Origin of the sequence: Alcaligenes sp. NLF5-7 (assembly GCF_024266725.1) — a bacterium.
GTDB classification, from domain to species: Bacteria; Pseudomonadota; Gammaproteobacteria; order Burkholderiales; family Burkholderiaceae_B; genus Alcaligenes; species Alcaligenes phenolicus.
This window is the reverse complement of record NZ_CP100755.1, coordinates 4,056,686-4,073,843: the sequence shown is the minus strand read 5'-3', so window position 1 is coordinate 4,073,843 and position 17,158 is coordinate 4,056,686. Positions and strand designations below refer to the sequence as shown.

The 17,158-nt window shown below is 54.9% G+C and carries 21 protein-coding genes; 15 read left to right on the top strand and 6 right to left on the bottom strand.

From position 1 onward, the window contains the following. Positions 1–16: 16 nt before the first annotated feature. The gene (locus MID00_RS18805) at positions 17–1,054 is read left to right on the top strand and encodes a LacI family DNA-binding transcriptional regulator (RefSeq protein WP_031232111.1); all 1,038 of its coding nucleotides are present in this window, start codon (positions 17–19) and stop codon (positions 1,052–1,054) included. On the opposite strand, the gene MID00_RS18800 is transcribed toward MID00_RS18805, so the two are convergent. From MID00_RS18800 to MID00_RS18785, 4 genes are all read right to left on the bottom strand, one after another. Continuing rightward, positions 1,051–1,755: a sulfite exporter TauE/SafE family protein gene (locus tag MID00_RS18800; RefSeq protein WP_254499325.1), complete on the bottom strand. Its 705-nt coding sequence runs from the start codon at positions 1,753–1,755 to the stop codon at positions 1,051–1,053. The two genes, MID00_RS18805 and MID00_RS18800, sit on opposite strands and share 4 nt — an antisense overlap. Next, positions 1,752–3,170, bottom strand: a complete 1,419-nt coding sequence (locus MID00_RS18795; protein ID WP_009454433.1) for an amidohydrolase family protein — start codon at positions 3,168–3,170, stop codon at positions 1,752–1,754. The genes MID00_RS18800 and MID00_RS18795 overlap by 4 nt, the downstream gene beginning before the upstream one ends. An 11-nt stretch (positions 3,171–3,181) precedes the next feature. Next, positions 3,182–4,519 (bottom strand): uracil-xanthine permease family protein, encoded by a 1,338-nt coding sequence (locus tag MID00_RS18790; RefSeq protein WP_251197024.1) that lies wholly within the window; start codon positions 4,517–4,519, stop codon positions 3,182–3,184. A gap of 467 nt (positions 4,520–4,986) precedes the next feature. Beyond that, positions 4,987–5,316 carry a DHCW motif cupin fold protein gene (locus tag MID00_RS18785; RefSeq protein WP_254499324.1) on the bottom strand — a complete coding sequence of 110 codons (330 nt, stop codon included), beginning with the start codon at positions 5,314–5,316 and terminating at the stop codon, positions 4,987–4,989. Positions 5,317–5,512: 196 nt separating this feature from the next. Between MID00_RS18785 and MID00_RS18780 the strand changes: the two genes are divergently transcribed. The 7 genes from MID00_RS18780 to MID00_RS18750 all read left to right on the top strand — a co-directional run bounded on the left by MID00_RS18780 (position 5,513) and on the right by MID00_RS18750 (position 10,335). Beyond that, positions 5,513–6,307, top strand: a complete 795-nt coding sequence (locus MID00_RS18780; RefSeq protein WP_254499323.1) for a hypothetical protein — start codon at positions 5,513–5,515, stop codon at positions 6,305–6,307. Positions 6,308–6,453: 146 nt separating this feature from the next. After that, a complete protein-coding gene (locus MID00_RS18775; protein WP_250757191.1) occupies positions 6,454–7,059 on the top strand; it encodes a hypothetical protein in 606 nt (201 codons plus the stop codon). 223 nt (positions 7,060–7,282) lie between these two features. Further along, the gene (locus MID00_RS18770; protein ID WP_009454414.1) at positions 7,283–8,209 is read left to right on the top strand and encodes an SPFH domain-containing protein; all 927 of its coding nucleotides are present in this window, start codon (positions 7,283–7,285) and stop codon (positions 8,207–8,209) included. Positions 8,210–8,223: 14 nt separating this feature from the next. Beyond that, positions 8,224–8,676, top strand: a complete 453-nt coding sequence (locus tag MID00_RS18765; RefSeq protein ID WP_009454411.1) for an NfeD family protein — start codon at positions 8,224–8,226, stop codon at positions 8,674–8,676. A 23-nt stretch (positions 8,677–8,699) separates the two neighbouring features. Continuing rightward, positions 8,700–9,458 carry a bifunctional 2-polyprenyl-6-hydroxyphenol methylase/3-demethylubiquinol 3-O-methyltransferase UbiG gene (locus MID00_RS18760; RefSeq protein ID WP_009454410.1) on the top strand — a complete coding sequence of 253 codons (759 nt, stop codon included), beginning with the start codon at positions 8,700–8,702 and terminating at the stop codon, positions 9,456–9,458. A gap of 49 nt (positions 9,459–9,507) precedes the next feature. After that, positions 9,508–10,050: a WG repeat-containing protein gene (locus MID00_RS18755; RefSeq protein ID WP_254499322.1), complete on the top strand. Its 543-nt coding sequence runs from the start codon at positions 9,508–9,510 to the stop codon at positions 10,048–10,050. Positions 10,051–10,095: 45 nt separating this feature from the next. Then, entirely contained in the window at positions 10,096–10,335 is a 240-nt protein-coding gene (locus tag MID00_RS18750) for a DUF333 domain-containing protein (protein ID WP_254499321.1), read from the top strand. 39 nt (positions 10,336–10,374) lie between these two features. Here the strand turns inward: MID00_RS18750 and MID00_RS18745 are convergent, their stop codons facing one another. Continuing rightward, a complete protein-coding gene (locus MID00_RS18745) occupies positions 10,375–10,668 on the bottom strand; it encodes a hypothetical protein (RefSeq protein ID WP_003800394.1) in 294 nt (97 codons plus the stop codon). A 259-nt stretch (positions 10,669–10,927) separates the two neighbouring features. Here MID00_RS18745 and MID00_RS18740 point away from each other — a divergent pair, with 259 nt between their 5' ends. Together MID00_RS18740 and MID00_RS18735 are read left to right on the top strand one after the other, a co-directional pair. Further along, positions 10,928–11,866 (top strand): carbohydrate kinase family protein, encoded by a 939-nt coding sequence (locus tag MID00_RS18740; RefSeq protein ID WP_021446651.1) that lies wholly within the window; start codon positions 10,928–10,930, stop codon positions 11,864–11,866. 42 nt (positions 11,867–11,908) lie between these two features. Further along, positions 11,909–12,079, top strand: coding sequence for a hypothetical protein (locus MID00_RS18735; RefSeq protein WP_250757195.1), 171 nt, complete (start codon positions 11,909–11,911; stop codon positions 12,077–12,079). 253 nt (positions 12,080–12,332) lie between these two features. On the opposite strand, the gene MID00_RS18730 is transcribed toward MID00_RS18735, so the two are convergent. Next, on the bottom strand, positions 12,333–12,509 hold the full coding sequence (locus MID00_RS18730; RefSeq protein WP_250757196.1) for a hypothetical protein: 177 nt from the start codon (positions 12,507–12,509) through the stop codon (positions 12,333–12,335). 161 nt (positions 12,510–12,670) lie between these two features. Between MID00_RS18730 and MID00_RS18725 the strand changes: the two genes are divergently transcribed. The 5 genes from MID00_RS18725 (at position 12,671) to MID00_RS18705 (ending at position 17,136) form a co-directional block, all read left to right on the top strand. After that, positions 12,671–12,916 carry a DUF333 domain-containing protein gene (locus MID00_RS18725; protein ID WP_009454406.1) on the top strand — a complete coding sequence of 82 codons (246 nt, stop codon included), beginning with the start codon at positions 12,671–12,673 and terminating at the stop codon, positions 12,914–12,916. A gap of 231 nt (positions 12,917–13,147) precedes the next feature. After that, on the top strand, positions 13,148–15,070 hold the full coding sequence (thrS, locus tag MID00_RS18720; RefSeq protein ID WP_009454405.1) for a threonine--tRNA ligase: 1,923 nt from the start codon (positions 13,148–13,150) through the stop codon (positions 15,068–15,070). 46 nt (positions 15,071–15,116) lie between these two features. Further along, positions 15,117–15,641, top strand: coding sequence for a translation initiation factor IF-3 (gene infC, locus MID00_RS18715; RefSeq protein ID WP_080584954.1), 525 nt, complete (start codon positions 15,117–15,119; stop codon positions 15,639–15,641). 128 nt (positions 15,642–15,769) lie between these two features. Beyond that, the gene (gene gshB / locus MID00_RS18710; RefSeq protein WP_009454403.1) at positions 15,770–16,732 is read left to right on the top strand and encodes a glutathione synthase; all 963 of its coding nucleotides are present in this window, start codon (positions 15,770–15,772) and stop codon (positions 16,730–16,732) included. Then, a complete protein-coding gene (locus tag MID00_RS18705; RefSeq protein ID WP_009454402.1) occupies positions 16,729–17,136 on the top strand; it encodes a PTS sugar transporter subunit IIA in 408 nt (135 codons plus the stop codon). The genes gshB and MID00_RS18705 overlap by 4 nt, the downstream gene beginning before the upstream one ends. The last annotated feature ends 22 nt before the right edge of the window (positions 17,137–17,158 follow it).

Here is a 17,158-nt window from a genome sequence, read left to right as displayed (position 1 = left end):
TCTGATTGATCCAGCCTTGCCACGTTCCTCTGCTACCCCCCCTCGTCGTATCACCATCCGCGATGTCGCCAAGGCGGCAGGGGTGTCTTTGACTACGGTTTCACACGCCTTGAATGACAGAGGGGTGGTGGACCCGTTAACGCGTGCCAAGGTCAAACAGATCGCGGCTGATATGGGCTATAGGCCCAATGTACGAGCGCAGCGCTTGCGCTCGGGGGCGGCCAACAGCATTGCCCTGGTATCGTCCATGCCTTTTGCCGTGTCGGGTGGCGTTTCGCGTCTGGGCTTCATGATGGAAGTGGCGGGCATTGCGGCCGAGGCGGCCATGCGGCGCGGCCTGGCTCTGGTGTTCGTGCCGCCCTTGGAAAATGCCCAGGCCTTTCTGGAAGGTCTGGATATTGATGGGGCGATTCTGTTGGAGCCCATGACGGATGATCCCAATGTGCGCTTGTTGCAAGAGCGTGGCGTGGCCTTGGTGTCGATTGGGCGTCAAGGCGGTAGCGTAGACAGCATTCCCTTTATTGATCTGCAATCGACCGCAACCGCGCATTTGTTATTGAATCACTTGTGGGAGCAAGGACGGCGACGTATCGCTCTGGTGCAAAGCAGTGCCGCACGTGACTCTTACGCCAGCCATAAAAAAGCCTACGAGAATTTCGCTGCAGCGCACGCCATGCCAGTGCGCTATATGCAGGTAGAGGAAAGCTTGGGTGAAGCCGGTGGATTTGATGCCTGCGCCCGGCTTTTAACACAGTATCCTGATACGGATGCCTTATGTGTGCCTGTGGATGCCTTTGCAGTGGGCGCCTTGGCGGCTGTGCAGCAGGCCGGTTTGCGTGTCCCGCAGGATGTAATGATCGCCACCCGTTACGATGGCTTGCGTGCCCGTACCGCAGAACCGGCGTTGACAGCTGTGGATCTTCATCTGGAACAAGTGGCCACCCTGGCGGTAGAACTGCTGTTCGAGCATCTATCGGGTGATAAGAGCCGCCTGTCGGCTTTGGGCCCAAAGCCGGAACTTCGGGCCCGTGCCTCTACACAGCTGGACGATTAAGTCAGCATGACGGCCAGACCGGAGACGGTCGCAAACACCAGAACTCCAATGCGCAAACGGCGTTGATCCAGCTTGTGATGTACCAGGCTGCTCAAGCCCATCCCCAGCAGCAATGCGGGCAGGCACAGCACGGCGTAGCTCAGGTGGGACCACTTTAGCGCGCCGGAGATACCCAGCACGGCCAGCGAAATCACTTCCCCCACCAGAAAGCACAAGGCAACTGTCGAGCGCAAGGTGGCGACAGGGGCGTGCTGGTACACCATAGCCAAAGGCGGGCCACCAATGCCGGTGGCGGTTTCAGTGATGCCGGTGACCAGACCTGTGGCAATAAAGGCCTTCTTGCCGGGCGTGAAGCTGGGAGCCAGCACCGACGCCAGTACAGCCAGCAAGGTACTGATACCGACAAACTGGTTTAACCAGTAAGTCGACAGCACCAGCAAAATCCCCAAACCGGCAAAAGTCCCTGCAAAACGTCCGACGGTGATCCAGCCCGCTCCGCTGCGGTCGATCGCTCCACGTTCACGCCAGGCAACATAGGCGTTCAGCGGCAGCATCAGAAACAGGAGCGCTCCTGGTATGGCCTCGGGATGAACCAAAGCCAGTACCGGGACTACGATCAGGGCAAAACCCATCCCGCTGGCACCCTGAATAAAGGCACCCGCCAGCACGGCGGCAAAAGCAATCAGCAAACCCACTGTCATGCCAAGGCCTTTTCCTGCTCGGCGTGACGAGCCAGGTGCTCGGTGGATGGGGCATGCAGCTTGCGGATATCCGATTGCGCGACCGCATGGCGAGCCAGCTCACGCACTTCTTCCAGCAAGGGCAGGGGATCCCAATCCACAGGCTGGCCTTCCCACAGACGCAGCTTGCCTTGGACAACGACAGCCCGAATCTGATCGCGAGCAGCAATCCGAACCAGTTCCCAAGGCAGATCCCAGGAGGGCGTCATCTCGGGCACTTGCAGATCGACCACGAGGAAGTCGGCTTGGGCGCCCACCCGAATCTGCCCGGTTTGAGCTCCCAGGCCTATGACTTCGGCCCCCCCTCGGGTCGCCATATCCAGCCAGGTCCAACCCGCACCGCAAGAGGAGTCGCCCACCATCATGCCGAAGGCAAAGCGTTGTGCCGCCTCGCCATAATCCATCATGCGAAAGGCATCGCTGCGAGTGCCGTCCGTCCCCATGCCCAAACGTATGCCTTGAACGCGCATGGCTTCGGCAGGAGCGACGGCATTGCCTTTCCAGGCGCTGGCAACCGGGTTGTAGGAAACGGCAGCGTTCAAATCAGCCATCAGCCGGATTTCGCTGGGGGTAACCAAGGTGGCATGGGCCAGCAAGGAAGCCGAACCTAGGGCACCAATATGGGCAAGATGCTCGATCGGGCGACGACCATGGGCATTCAAGGAACGCTCCACCGCGACCAAATGCTCGTTGGCATGGGTCTGGAACACACGGCCCGCTTCTTCGCTCATGGAATAGATACGATGCAACATCGCATCACTGGCGGCTTCGGGAATAGAGATAGCCAGTGAAGGGCTGATCAAGACATGGTGTTCCCATTGCTGAAGGTGGGCCTGGGCGCGAGCCACAATAGGCTCGGCGTCCAATAGTACCGCGCCGTGCTTGTCGTTGCAGATCAGGCCCAGAACGCAGCGTATACCTACGTCTGTGGTGGCTTGCACAATCGCGTCCAGATCCTCGGACGATCGCGTGCCAGCGTCGCAAACCGTCGTGAACCCGCCCCGCAAGGCTTCCAGTGCCGACAGCTTGCTGGAGGCATACAGATGGCGAGCGTTCAAGGTGCTTTCCAGCGGCACCCAGACCCGGCGGAAAATCTCCGAGGGCTCGCCATACACCAGCGACTTTCCATATGACTGGGTGACGTGATGGTGTGCATCCACAAAACCGGGCATCAACAAATGACCGGGCAAGCTCAGACGTGGCAGCCCAGGGTGACGGGCGGCAATCTCTTCTACCCTGCCAATATCGCTGAAGCGACCTTCTTCAATCAGGACAGCGTGTCCGCTGACAGGGCCTTGCGGCAGCAAAAGGTGTTCGGGTTCCAGAATGCGGGCCTGAGCCAGGTCGTGGGATTGAAATAAAGATGCGTGATTCATGGCACAGCTCATCAAGAATGTTGAAGGGGAGCGGGTTTGGGCGAGCGCTGGCCGAGGTGAATGAACAGGTAGTTCAAAACAGCCGCCGTCAGCGCACCCATAGCAACGCCGTTGGACAAGAGCAATCGCACTTGGGAGGGAAGTTGGTCGTAAATGCCGGGAACGACGATGGGCAGCAAACCGATCGCCAGAGCCGTGGCAACCACATACATGGCGGCATGGCCGCGCAGGTCTACCTTGCGCAACATGTCTATGCCCATGGTGCCGACGATGGCAAAGACCACCAGCCCAGTTGCGCCAATGACAGAGGCAGGAATGACGCTGATCAGCGCGGAGAGCGGCGAGAACACGCCAAACAGAATCAGGAACAGTCCACCGACGGCCGTGACATAGCGGGAGCGCACTTGGGTCGCGCGAATGATGCCGATGTTTTCACCACTGGTAATGATTAGCGAGGTCCCGAAAATACCGCCCAGCAAAGAAGCCAGCCCGTCGCCACGGATCGTATTGGGCACTTGTGCCTGTTGTTCGGCCTCGTTTTCCTTGCCCAGAACCTCATTCAAGGCAATGGTCTGGCCAGTGGCTTCCACCATGGAAATCAAGGTGAACAGCAGCAGCGGCAAAGCGGCGATCAGATCAAAGTTGGGCGGGCCAAAGGGGAAAGGCGATGGCAGGGCCAGCAGTGGGCCACTGCCCACGCCGCTCAAGCTGATGTCGCCCATCAAGGCAGCGGACAAGGCACCCACAATCAAGCCCAGCAAGATAGCCAACTGGCGGCACATGCCCTTGAGCAAACGGGCAAACAGCACCGTAGACGCAATGGTGATCAGGGCCAGCAGCAAATTGTCGGTATTACCGAAATTGGCCGAGCCGGGTGTGCCGGCAATTAATTTGCCGGATATCTGCGCCAGGTTGATGGCAACCAGCAAGAGCATGATGCCGATGACCAGCGAAGGGAAGTAACGCAAAAAGCGTTTGAAGATGGGGACGATCAGAAAGTACAGCAGGGCAGACAGAATCACCGCCCCGGAGGCGGTGGGCAGATCGGTTTGTTGCGCGATCAGAATGAACAGGATGATGGGCGCACCACCGGGCAGCATCACAAAAGGTAGTTTGGCGCCTATACCGGCTGGGCCGAAGGATTGGATCAAGGTGCCTATGCCACAGACCAGAAAGGTGGCGCTCAGCAGCTGAGTGGTCAGGGCAGCATCAAAGCCCAGGGCCTTGCTCATCAAGAACACGGCGGCGATAGGGGAGGCGGCCATGACCAGTACGTGTTGTAGCCCGAAGGCAATCATGCGCTGAGGGGAATACAGCTCATCCACTTGCGCAGTGGGGGTGTCTTTCATCAGTGTCTCCTGTGCTGCATTGTCAGGTGCTAAAGAGCCTGCTGCAGTCCTTTAGGTTTTTATCGAATTTATGAGTAAAACGATTTGGTTTTGATTTTATGCTCAACCAAAACGTTTTGGTAGTGTATTTATGCTTAGCTGAAAAGTCGATGCGCAAATCAAATAAGGATTATTTCTGCAGGCTGAACTAGCCTGTTGGAGGCAGAGGCAGAGGCAGAGGCAGAGGCAGAGGCAGAGGCAGAGGCAGAGCGGGGCATTGGGCAGTTTGCCTGGCGATCTTATGCAGATGCAGGACGCGGCATGGTGAGGGCCACCGTTGCGGGGAGTGAGGCGATCGCTGGTTTAAAAAAGCGGGAGGGGCAAACTATGAGGCGGAGATGACAAAAATGAACGTCAGCACAGAGGGATTGTTTACCCTTTAGATAGCCAGTTCCGATCATCTAAAGGGTGTTTTTACGTAACAGGCTTTAATCCACGATGTAGAGTTTGGCGCCCGTCTGAGTGGAGGAACGGTGCGGCTCGGCATTGTCAGCCACATGGTAAGACTGTCCCGGTTCCAGGGTGAAGCGGCGGCCGTCTTCCAGTTCGGTATCCAGCCGGCCTTCCAGACACAGCAACATATGGCCCTTTACGCACCAGTGGTCGGCCAGATAGTCGGGGCTGTATTCCACCATGCGTACGCGAATGGGGCCAAATTGCTGGGTGCGCCACAGGGCCATACCTGTTTCGCCTTTGTGTTCTGTAGGAGTAATGTCGGACCAGTTAACGGTGCAAAAGGGTAGGTTCTGAATATCCATGCTTGCGGCTCGTGAGGAGGAATGACGTTTATAGTAGGCCTCTTTGCGAGGCTTGGTTTGTTGCCTTACTGATTCTTCCTGATACAGGCAATTTCAATTTAGAAATTTGCTGACGTCACAAACGCAGAGAGATCAGGAATACTCGCGCTCAACAGGGGCTTGTCATGGCACTTGTACTGACAAAAAGGGGAAGCGCATGAGTCTGTCTCAATCAACATTATTCGCACGGCACCGTGGACGGTGGGGCGTGCTGGCCGTTGCCTTGTTGCTATCAGCTTGCAGCAGTGTGCCTCAACAATCGGCACAGCGTGAGGCGGTCTCAGCGGCAGCCCCACAAACGGCCTCGACTTTGGGTACGCAATGGGGAGAAGGGCGTGAGTCACGGGCCTATTCGGTTCAGGCTCAGCGCGTCGAGCCTTTGCGTGATGAGCTGCAATTAGCCTATTCCGATGAACGCAGTATTCGCCAGGCTTTGGGCCAAAACCTGGATGCCCAGCGCAGTATTTTGCTGGATCAAGGCAAGGTGGAATTGTCTGTGCATGATGGGCGCGACGCACCTTTGACAATTTTCAGCAGCATCGGGCAGAAAAACTATCAGCTGGCGGGTAAAGCAGGGGAACGTTACGTTCTGGTCTATACCAATCGCAGCGCTACGCCTTATGAAATCATCACCACGGTAGATGGTCTGGATGTCTTGTCGGGCAAACCGGGCAGCCGCAGCTATAACGGCTATCTCTTGCAGGCCGGGGCCGTATTGCGTATCGAGGGCTTTCGTAAAAGTGCTGATGAAGTGGCCGCTTTCCGTTTCTCGGGCAAGGACCGGGCTTACGCGGCGAACACTCTGGCGGGTGACAAACGCAATATCGGTGTGATTGGTACGGTGCTTTACGAAGTGCGCCCGGTGACTCCGGCTCAAGCTGCCGTGCCGTCGCCCAATCCTTTTCCTGCTGACAAAGGCAATGGGCAATACGCGCCTGCGCCGCGTTATTAAGGCTTGACCGCTCTCTTTGGCAAAAGAGTAGATGGATTTTGACGAAGGGACGCAAGATATTCACTCAAATAACAGGGCTCTTAGCGGGAAATTACGCGCTTGGAGCCCTGCAATGACTCTGTTAAGGTGTGCCAGGATTAGCCACTTTGCAAGGACAGCGCGTGCCGCCAGAGTTGATCCATCCAGAGCATTTTGTCCACGTACGCATCATCATTGGCATGGTGCTGGGTATCAGCATTTCCAGACTGATCGTAGGCGTCTCTGAATTCATCCAACACCCCAAAGCCAAGCGTATCTATCCCATTCACTTGGGGTGGGTGCTGTATCTGTTCCTGACGATTATCCATTTTTGGTGGTATGAATTCAGTCTGGTGAAAGTGCAGGTCTGGTCCTTTCAGCTGTATTTTTTCCTGATTTTGTATACCTGTGTGTTTGCCATCATGGCGTCCTTGTTGTTTCCGTCCAATATGGAGGAATACCGCGGTTTCGAGGATTATTTCCAGACCCGGCGGCGCTCGCTTTACGGCTTTTTTGTGCTGATTCAGCTTATGGACCTGGTCGATACAGCCATTAAAGGAAAAGAGTATTTCTTGTCGCTGGGTGTGGAATACCCCTTGCAGCAAGCCGTGTTCATTGTCATGGGCCTGATCGCCATGCTGGTGCCCAGCAAGCGCTATCAGGCGGCCTTGGTGGTGCTGACGATAGTCTATAAAGGGCTGTGGATTTTCCGTTTGTACGATATTTTGAATTGAGTCAGCCGCTCGTTTTTTCGGGTTCTATCTGTCCTTAAAGGCACAACGGTTTTCTCCGGCTGCGCCCCTTTCGTCTAGCTTGTCCGCATTTCTCTTTAGCTCCTGCCCGGTCAAATGGGACATGGATAGGCTATGGGGCGGTCAAACATCCGCTTTAGCAGATCTGTCATTAAGGCTGGGCTAGAATCGCTTTTTTAGTTGTGTTCTTGGAGATGGTGACGACATGAGTGGCTCCTTTACTTTTGTAGTGATGTTGGCGTTCTTGGCTGTGGTCGTGGTGATGGCTGGGGTCAAAGTTGTGCCTCAGGGCCAGCAATGGACGGTCGAGCGCTTTGGTCGCTACACCCGCACCCTGACACCCGGCTTGTCCTTGCTGGTGCCTTTTATGGACCGCGTGGGCCGCAAGCTCAAAATGATGGAATCCGTGCTGGATGTTCCCTCGCAAAATGTGATTTCCCGCGACAACGTGGCCGTGACGGCTGACGGTGTCGTGTTTTATCGCATCGACAATGCTGCCCAGGCTGCCTATGAAATTGATCACCTGGAAATGGCGATTGTGAACCTGACTACCACCAACCTGCGTTCGGTCCTGGGTTCGATGGAACTGGATCACATGCTGTCCAATCGCGAAGTGATTAACGATCGCCTGCTGGCAGCGGTGGATGCAGCGACGACACCTTGGGGGGTGAAAGTTACCCGCGTGGAAATCCGTGATTTGAATATGGCTCCCGAGTTACAGGAAGCCATGAATCTGCAGATGACGGCTGAGCGTCATCGTCGTGCTGCCGTGACCAAGGCCAGCGGCCAGAAAGAAGCCGAAGTGCTGCAAGCCGAAGGGGAGAAGCAAGCGGCTGTGTTGCGTGCCGAGGGTGAAAAGCAATCCGCTATCTTGCGTGCTGAAGCGCGTGAGCGTGAAGCCGAGGCCGAAGCCCGTGCAACCCGCGAAGTGTCCGAAGCCATCAAGAGCGGTGATGTACAAGCCCTGCAATACTTTGTGGGCCTGAAGTATGTGGAAGCCTTGCGCGATGTGGGTACGGGCCCCAATAGCAAGCTGGTGCTGATGCCTTTGGAGGCCAGCGGCATTACCGGTGCGGTGGCAGGTGTGACCGAGCTGCTCAAGACCACCGGCAGCAAGTTGGGACAAGGCTAAGCGGATAGCTGGAGGTGCTGATCTTGTCATTCATTTTTGATTCCTTTTGGTACTGGCTGGTGTCTGGCGTCGTGCTGATCGCTGCCGAGGTCGTCATCTCTGGCGTCTATCTGCTGTGGCTGGGCTTGGGGGCTTTGACGGTGGGCTTGTTTGCCGCCGCCTGGCCGGATGCTCCCTCCTGGTTGCAATGGCTGATTCTGGCCGTGGCCATGTTGGGGTGGGTGGTCGTTGGTGTGCGTTGGCAACGGCGCAGCCGGGCCAATCAGCCTGATATTTTGAATACCGGCTTGAGCGCCTATGTGGGGGCTCGCGCGCAGGTCAGCGAAAGTTTTGTGAACGGCCGGGGGCGTATTCGGCTTAACGATAGTTATTACAGTGCCACAGCGACCCAAAATCTGGAGCAGGGCACTGCGGTTGTGGTCTTGGCGGTGGAAGGCGCTGAAATGCGTGTTCAGGCTGTTGAGTAAGAGAAATAGTAGGGTATGGAACAATGATGAACAATCGCTATGGCAAGCTGGCTTCTTTGGTATATCACCTGGACAAGCCGGTAGGACGCTCTTTCGGTGATGTGGAGTACTACCTGGAGCGCTTGCAGGGCACAAGTGGGCCCATTCTGGAGCCCGCAGTAGGTACAGGGCGCATTCTGATTCCCTTGCTGCAGGCGGGGCTGGATGTGAATGGCTTTGACCTGTCTCAGGAAATGCTGGATTATTGCCAGCGTGAACTGGAATTGAGATCCCTGAAGACCACGCTTCAGTTGGCAGGTTTTACGGATTTCATCGCAGATCGTCCTTTGGAGGCGATTGTGGTGCCAGCTGGCTCTTTTCAGCTTCTGGATTCGTTTGAGCAGGGCATTGCTGCGTTAAGCCGTTTTCACGCCAGCTTGAAACCAGGTGGGCGGTTGTTGCTGGATCTGGACCCGGTGGCGGCGATTGTGAGTGTGCAGTCTGGTATGCGGACCTGGTCAGCTCCTCCGCATGGACTGATTACCCTGAATGCCACCGCCCTGGAAAAAGACTACTGCGCCCAGGTGACTCGCGAAATGCATCGCTACGAGCTGTGGGAGCATGGTGTCTTGTTGGAAACCCAGCTGGAACAGTTCTCGCTGCGGTGGTGGGGCGTTCAGGAACTGAGAATGGCACTGGAGCAGTTGGGGTTTGGCGAGATCGTCATTTCTGGCGGGTATCAGTATGGCAAGACGCCTCAGGATACTGACGGGATTATTTCGTTTGAAGCGCGCAAGTTGTAAGACTGGGACTGGGCTTGGAGCCAGTAATCGTATCAGTGTGGTGGCTAAGGTGGAAACCGTACGCGATATGAGCAATGGCATAGGTTCATGCGTGGATACTGGTACCGCAACCGCAACCGCAACCGCAACCGCAACCGCAACCGCAACCGCAATTGCAGGATTGCAAGCTGCTGGGCTTGGATCCGGACGACGGATTCTTTCAGCCCTATCTGCTTTTATATTGGTTCTACTACCTGTATTCAGCCCCATCGCACAAGGGCAAAGCCTGATACAGGATGAACAAGGCTGGGTTTATGTGAATGAAAGGGGCGAAGCAGTTCTGCGTCCCTTTATTTACGACAACGGCCCTGATTACTTTGAAGAAGGTCTGGCCCGTTTCGTCGCCAAGGGGAAGATGGGCTTTCACGACCAGTCACTGAAAATCTGGATTCCGGCCCGTTACGATTTTGCCTTTCCTTTTGTGGATGGCAAAGCCAAGGTCGGCATGGATTGCAAGCTCATTCCACACGGTGAACACCATTCAGTTCACTGCCAGCACTGGGAAAATATTTCCAATCCTTTGACAGCACCAAAAGATCAGCCCGAAAACTAGTCCGTGCACAGTACACAGCAGTACAGAATTTATCCGGAGAACACGATGAAGAAATGGGGAATCCTGGGACTGGTCGGCGTCTTGTCTGCTTGCGCCAATCAAGCCTCGACACAGCCACCCGTGGGTATTGCCAATCCGGCCTCGGCTTATTGCGTGGAGAAGGGCGGGCGTTTGGATATCGTCAACACACCAGCAGGGCAAGTGGGCATGTGCACCTTGCCGGATGGCACGGTGATCGAGGAGTGGGAGCTGATGCGCCGTGACCACCCTTCGGCAAAGTCCTGATGCCAGATCATAAAAGCCAGCTATTTGCTGGCTTTTATATTAGCGTTCGATACGGACCTCAAAGTAAGCTTCGGACTCGCCCAGATCACGAAAGCCATCACTCATGGCGCGCGTGGCGGCGGCAATCCATTTTTTGGCCAGGGCAATGTCTTCCCCGGACAATTCCGTCTCTGCCGTTTCTTCGGCCAGTTGCCACGCTCGATAGGCCTGGACCACGGCCTCCGGGCCTTGCATGACTTTTTCTAAGCTGCGGCGAAAACGCTCCTCAGCCTCGCGGCGGCCGCGTTCGGTGATATCGGAAGGAGCGTCGTGCAAAGTGATGGTATAGGACATGATGCTTCTTTTTGCTGTATGGATAAACAGTAATTTAGCATGTCTTTTTATCTTGAGCCAGACTTTTTGTGATGTCTGTTGCATCAACTATTAGTCGGCTTCTTATGGGCTCCCAAACAGGCTGAAAAGATGTGTGCGCTTGTTCGGCTTTGCACGGCTCGCCCAGCCCTGATTTTCCAGCATAGACTATCTGCTTGCGCCCGTGGGTATACTGCTCCAAGCAGATTCATGCTCTCTTTTTTCATGGCCGAGGTTCAGGGTGCAGCTTGTAGCGATTGGCAGTATTACCGTTGATATTGTGGTCTCAGGCATGCCAGCCGAGCTGGCGCGTGGTGACAAACAGGAAGTGGGCTCGATCGACTTGTATCCAGGTGGTGGGGCGCTTAATGCGACAGCGAGCTTCATGGAGCAAGGAGAATCGGTTCGCCTGCTTGGGGCACTGGGTCGAGACGGCCTGGGTGATCGTTTGCGTGCACATATCGAGCAGTTGGGGATTGATGTCAGCAGCATGCAGGTCTGTTCTGATCAGCCCACCGGTAAAGCCATCGTTCTGGTTGAACCGTCCGGGAGTGCTTCGGTGCTGGCACGACGTGGGGCAAATGCCTGCCTGCGTGTTCAGGCTCAAGATCTGCAAGCGGACCTGATTTATGTGGCTCCCTTGGCCTTGCAGCCTATGGAAAGTTTAGCGCAGGCCTTGGCAGACAGAAATGATACTTCGGCCTGCCTGGTAGTGAATCCCAGCGTGGCGTGTTTGCAGCATCAAGGTCAGGGATTCAAGCAGGTCTACGCACGCGCAGATGTGCTGGGCTTGAATGCAGTAGAGGCCCAAATGCTGGCAGGCGTTCAGGGTGCCGATATTCAGCTGGAGCTATCGATTCAGGAAGCGTGCGAGCTGGCTACGCGTCTGCAACACCATTCTCAACAAGCCTTGCTGATCACTTTGGGTGTCCAGGGGGCGGTGTTGGCTGTTAATGGTCAGCAGTATGTGGAACCTGCGTGCAAGGTGGCGGTGTGCTCAACGGTGGGGGCAGGAGACGCCTTTTTATCCAGCTTTGCCCTGGCCTGGAAAAGGGGGCTGGAGCCATCAGAAGCCCTAAAGTTGGCTAGCCAGGCAGCGGCGGCACGATTAGGGCAGTGGGCGGCCAATACCTTTCCGCCCATGTTCGGACAAGACGCAGCGCAAGCTCTGACTTTGTAAGTACCAAAAGCACAGCAAAACAAATCACAAAGGGGAGAGGATATGGCAGCCACTATCATTATTATTGGCTTGTATCTGCTGGTGACAGTCCTGCTGGGAGTCACACTCTGTCATACCCGTCCCAGGACATGGAAGCGTGATACGGCTTTATTAATGATTACCCCCTTGGCTGTCCCTGTGGTTTACGCCATTTTCACAATGCTCAATGGATAGGGGGCAGGCACAAAACGTCTCTTCCTGGCATTTTGTTGCATGTTATGCGCTTTTGCGAAGATTTTTGCCGCAAAAGTAAGCTTATGTAGTCTAATCCTAGTCTTTGTGTTGTCTCTGTGTCGGATCTTGACAATCGTTGACTTCATGTTTTGAAGGTGGCCCGCTACCATATTCTCAAGCTTGTTTTAGTTGGGACTTTGGGATGTATGCCATGATTAATGCCTCGAATCTGATCGATTATGTACCTATGGTATTAATGCTGGCTGGCTGCGGTATTTTGGGCTTTATTTTGTTGTCTTTTTGGCTGCATCGCTCTTGATCTACACCCAGCCTTGTCGTGCTTTGCAATAAAGCACCGATATTTACGCTTGATTTCAGCAGCTTCTTTTACCTGACGTGTTGCTTTTGCTGCACGCTTGCCTTCGTACACTTTTCATATCAAACAAGTGTAGTAAGCTACTTCCACGATCTGTTTCGCGACCAGCGCTTGAGGGTTTTAACCCTGCGCTAACAGCAGACGCGGCCTGGACAGTCTTCATCTCGAATGATTTGTCAGGCATCAGCAAACATCAGGTCAAGGAGAAGGAAATCATGTTTTTCCGCTTAGTTTCTGCCTGTGCAGGTTCTTTGATGTTGTCGGCATGCGCCAGCTCCCCCCAAACGGCCACCAAACCAGTCGGGCAGGCCAATCTGGCTTCCAGTTTTTGTCAGCGCATGGGCGGGCAAACCATTGTTCATGAAAGTGGACGTGGTGCCTATGGAACCTGCTTGATGAAAGATGGTTCGGAATCCGAAGAATGGGCCTTTTACCGTAGCTGGTATCCCCGGATGGACTGAATTCTTTGCCAAATGTGGTTTTTGTGGCGATACAACGCCGCGATAGCGGGCGAAGGTGATAAACTTATCCAATCAAATGTGTTATTTGGGAAGCAGAATCTTATGAACTCAACGCGAACTACCCGTCGGCAAATCTAGCCGTGGCCGCGTAGCGTTTCGTTTGCTTTCCAAGAACGTTCAATTCAAAAGCGCGGCTTTTTCAAGGCCGCGTTTTTTATTTCAGGAAGTGTTATGGTCCGAATCACACTGCCCGATGGCTCCCAGCGAGAGTTTCAGGGCCCGGTTTCCGTCAGCGAAGTGGCGAACTCGATTGGTACTGGCTTGGGCCGCGCCGCCCTGGCTGGCCGTGTCGGCACGCCCGGCACCGAGTCGCGTCTGGTGGACACCTCGTATGTGATCGACCAGGACAGCAATTTGGCCATCATTACCGCCAAGGACGCTGACGGTCTGGATTTGATTCGTCACTCCACTGCTCACTTGCTGGCTTACGCGGTCAAGAGCTTGTTTCCGGATGCCCAAGTTACCATCGGCCCGGTGATTGACAACGGCTTTTATTACGACTTTTCCTACAAGCGTGCCTTTACGCCCGAGGATCTGGAAGCCATTGAAAAGAAAATGGCGGAACTGGCCAAGAAAGACGAAGTGGTTACCCGCGAAGAGTGGTTGCGCGACGATGCCGTCGAGTTCTTCAAGAGCATTGGCGAGGACTACAAGGCAGAGATCATTGCCTCCATTCCGTCCAACGAGCCGATCAGCCTGTATCGCGAAGGCGATTTCATTGACTTGTGTCGTGGCCCTCACGTGCCATCTACTGGCAAGCTGAAAGTATTCAAGCTGATGAAAGTAGCCGGGGCTTACTGGCGTGGCGACAGCAATAACGAAATGCTGCAACGCATTTACGGGACTGCCTGGGCGACCAAGGAAGATCAACAAGCTTATCTGACCATGCTGGAAGAGGCCGAGCGCCGCGACCACCGCAAACTGGGCCGTGAGCTGGATCTGTTCCACTTCCAGGAAGAGGCCCCTGGTCTGATTTTCTGGCATCCCAAAGGTTGGGTGATCTGGCAACAGGTCGAACAATACATTCGCCGTGTCTATCAGGACAATGGCTACCAGGAAGTGAAAGCACCGCAAATTCTGGATTTGTCGTTGTGGAAGAAAACTGGCCACTGGGACAACTACGCTGAAAACATGTTCACGACTGAGTCGGAGAATCGTGTTTATGGCTTGAAGCCCATGAACTGCCCCGGTCACGTGCAAATCTTCAATTCCGGTCTGCATTCCTACCGTGAACTGCCTATCCGTTACGGCGAGTTCGGTCAGTGCCATCGTAACGAACCCTCGGGTGCCTTGCACGGCATGATGCGCGTACGCGGCTTTACCCAAGACGATGGCCATATTTTCTGTACCGAAGACCAACTGCAAGACGAGTGCGCTGCCTTTACTGCTCAGTTGCAAGCCGTCTACGCGGACTTTGGCTTTACCGAAATTCTGTACAAAGTGGCTACTCGCCCAGAAAAGCGCATCGGTGACGATGCGGTCTGGGACAAGGCTGAACAAGCCCTGATCGAAAGCTTGCGCCGTACCGGCTGCGAGTTCGAGATCTCGGAAGGCGAGGGTGCTTTCTACGGTCCGAAGATTGAGTACACGCTGAAAGACGCCATTGGTCGTCATTGGCAGTGTGGCACCATCCAGGTGGACTTTTCCATGCCAGCCCGTTTGGGCGCCGAGTATGTGGATGCCCAGGATCAGCGTCGTGTGCCTGTCATGTTGCACCGTGCTATTTTGGGTTCCTTCGAGCGCTTTATCGGCATGCTGATCGAAAACCACGCCGGTGCCTTGCCTGCCTGGTTGGCTCCTGAGCATGTGGTGGTATGCTGCATTTCCGAAAGTTCAGCCGATTATGCTCAATCCGTGGCGCAAAACCTGAAGAAAATGGGATTCCGTGCCTCCTCTGATTTGCGTGGTGAAAAAATCACTCGTAAAATCCGTGAGCACAGTATGCAAAAAGTGCCCTATATTCTGGTCGTGGGTGAAAAAGAGCGTGAAAACGGCGCAGTCGCCGTGCGTGCGCGTGGTGGCGTGGACTTGGGCGTCATGCCAATAGCCGATTTTTCAGCACGATTGAAGCAAGAGATCGATAGCCGTCAGTAAAACAGGAACGCTATCGTTTTTATCGACATTTTTAGGAGTTTTCGACATCGCAACCGAGAAAAAACATCGCATCAATGGTGAAATTCGTATTCCAGAGGTGCGACTCATTGGAGTCGAGGGTGAGCAGCTAGGTATCGTCAAGGTGCCTGACGCCTTGGCAATGGCAGAACAGCATGATGTGGATCTGGTGGAAATCGCCCCTGCGGCTGTACCACCGGTGTGCCGTTTGATGGATTACGGCAAATTCCGCTATCAGGAACAGAAACGCCAACAAGAAGCCAAGGCCAAGCAAAAAATTATTCAGATCAAGGAAGTCAAATTCCGTCCTGGTACGGACGAAGGCGACTACCAGGTCAAGCTGCGTAATGTGAAGCGTTTTATTGATGATGGCGATAAGGTCAAAGTGACCTTGCGTTTCCGTGGTCGTGAAATGGCTCACCAGGAACTGGGTATGCGCGTACTGGAACGGATTCGCGACGAAGTCAGCGAAATCTGTCAGGTTGAAGCCATGCCCAAGCTGGAAGGCCGTCAAATGGTCATGGTCTTGGCGCCTCGCAAGAAAGCGTCCTGATACTCTTGCACGATACTGCCTGGATCCGCCCAGGAGCATTATGCGTCGCTCGACTCGCTCCCAAGTAGCGGGTCGGGCACAATCGCCTTTGCAGCCCGGCTGCAAAGGCGTTTTTCTCTAGGTGTCATATGCACGTTTTATTCATCATTGATCCCTTGCCCAGCCTGTCGGCTTACAAGGATTCCTCCGTTGCCATGATGCGTGCATTTCTGGCGCGTGGTCATCGCGTCAGCGTGACCTTGCAGTCTGATTTGTACATTTCCCAAAGTCGGGTTCGTACGCGCAGTCAGGCTGTCAGTATTGCTGCCGATGCCGATTTGCGTGCGCCTTCGTGGTGGACACATCCCGAGCCTGCCACCGAGCAGGAATTGAATGTCTTTGATGCAGTCATCATGCGCAAAGACCCGCCTTTCGATATGGAATACTCCTATTCCACGCACTTGCTCAGTTTTGCGCAGGAGCAGGGGGCCAAGGTATTCAATTCAGGCGAGGCTATTCGCAATCACCCTGAAAAACTCGCTATTACCGAATTTCCGGAATTTACCCCACCCACCTTGGTCACCCGTGACATGGCCCGCTTGCGCGCCTTTCACCAGGAATACAAGGATGTGATCGTCAAGCCGCTGGATGGCATGGGCGGCATGGGTATTTTCCGTCTGCAAGATCCCGAACCCAACCTGGGTGCGATTCTGGAAACGCTGACAGCCAATGGTACGCAAACCATTATGGCGCAGCGCTACATCCCTGAAATCGTCAAGGGTGACAAGCGCATCCTGATCATTGACGGCGAACCTGTACCTTACGCCCTGGCTCGCATTCCCCTGGCCGGCGAGACACGCGGCAATCTGGCCGCAGGTGGTCGCGGGGTTGCTCAGCCCTTGTCCGAACACGACTGGCACATTGCCCGTACCCTGGGCCCTGTGCTGGCCGCACGTGGCTTGCTGCTGATTGGTTTGGATGTGATTGGTGACTACGTCACGGAAATCAATGTGACCAGCCCAACCTGTTTCGTTGAAATTACTGAACAGACCGGCTTTGATGTTGCACAGCGTTTTGCCGAGGCCGTCGAAAAAGCGACGGGACGCGCGTGATTCGCCTTGCCTTGATCATGCACGAGCCCCTGGCCAGCGCGTTTGCCAGCTGTGCCGAGCACGTCCTGGGCGAAAAGCCAGATCTGTTTGTCTTTGACATTCAGGCCGACGAATGCACGGATACGGCGGTGGACCGCTTGCTGGGGCAGTTGCAAACGCAAGCGCCGGACTCGCCCGCCACACTGATACTGTGTGATCTTTACGGTGCCACCCCCTTTAACGTGGCACGTCGAGTCCAGCAAGCTTTGCAAGATCAAGGGCAGGGCGCTTATTTATTGACCGGCACCAATATGTGCATGGTGTTGAAAGCCTTGACCGAGCGACGTGACAATCCCGAGCAGTTCGCTCAGGATGTCATGGCAGGCGCATTGCGTGGCATTGTTCACGCCGACTGCCATTGCTAATTTGAATTTTCACTTTCATTTT

Excerpts from the sequence above, each read along its gene's own strand:
- MID00_RS18800 (WP_254499325.1), bottom strand. The coding sequence starts at position 1,755 with ATGACAGTGGGTTTGCTGATTGCTTTTGCCGCCGTGCTGGCGGGTGCC.
- MID00_RS18795 (WP_009454433.1), bottom strand. The coding sequence starts at position 3,170 with ATGAATCACGCATCTTTATTTCAATCCCACGACCTGGCTCAGGCCCGC.
- MID00_RS18790 (WP_251197024.1), bottom strand. The coding sequence starts at position 4,519 with ATGAAAGACACCCCCACTGCGCAAGTGGATGAGCTGTATTCCCCTCAG.
- MID00_RS18785 (WP_254499324.1), bottom strand. The coding sequence starts at position 5,316 with ATGGATATTCAGAACCTACCCTTTTGCACCGTTAACTGGTCCGACATT.
- MID00_RS18780 (WP_254499323.1), top strand. The coding sequence starts at position 5,513 with ATGAGTCTGTCTCAATCAACATTATTCGCACGGCACCGTGGACGGTGG.
- MID00_RS18770 (WP_009454414.1), top strand. The coding sequence starts at position 7,283 with ATGAGTGGCTCCTTTACTTTTGTAGTGATGTTGGCGTTCTTGGCTGTG.
- MID00_RS18760 (WP_009454410.1), top strand. The coding sequence starts at position 8,700 with ATGATGAACAATCGCTATGGCAAGCTGGCTTCTTTGGTATATCACCTG.
- MID00_RS18750 (WP_254499321.1), top strand. The coding sequence starts at position 10,096 with ATGAAGAAATGGGGAATCCTGGGACTGGTCGGCGTCTTGTCTGCTTGC.
- MID00_RS18745 (WP_003800394.1), bottom strand. The coding sequence starts at position 10,668 with ATGTCCTATACCATCACTTTGCACGACGCTCCTTCCGATATCACCGAA.
- MID00_RS18735 (WP_250757195.1), top strand. The coding sequence starts at position 11,909 with ATGGCAGCCACTATCATTATTATTGGCTTGTATCTGCTGGTGACAGTC.
- MID00_RS18725 (WP_009454406.1), top strand. The coding sequence starts at position 12,671 with ATGTTTTTCCGCTTAGTTTCTGCCTGTGCAGGTTCTTTGATGTTGTCG.
- thrS (WP_009454405.1), top strand. The coding sequence starts at position 13,148 with ATGGTCCGAATCACACTGCCCGATGGCTCCCAGCGAGAGTTTCAGGGC.
- gshB (WP_009454403.1), top strand. The coding sequence starts at position 15,770 with ATGCACGTTTTATTCATCATTGATCCCTTGCCCAGCCTGTCGGCTTAC.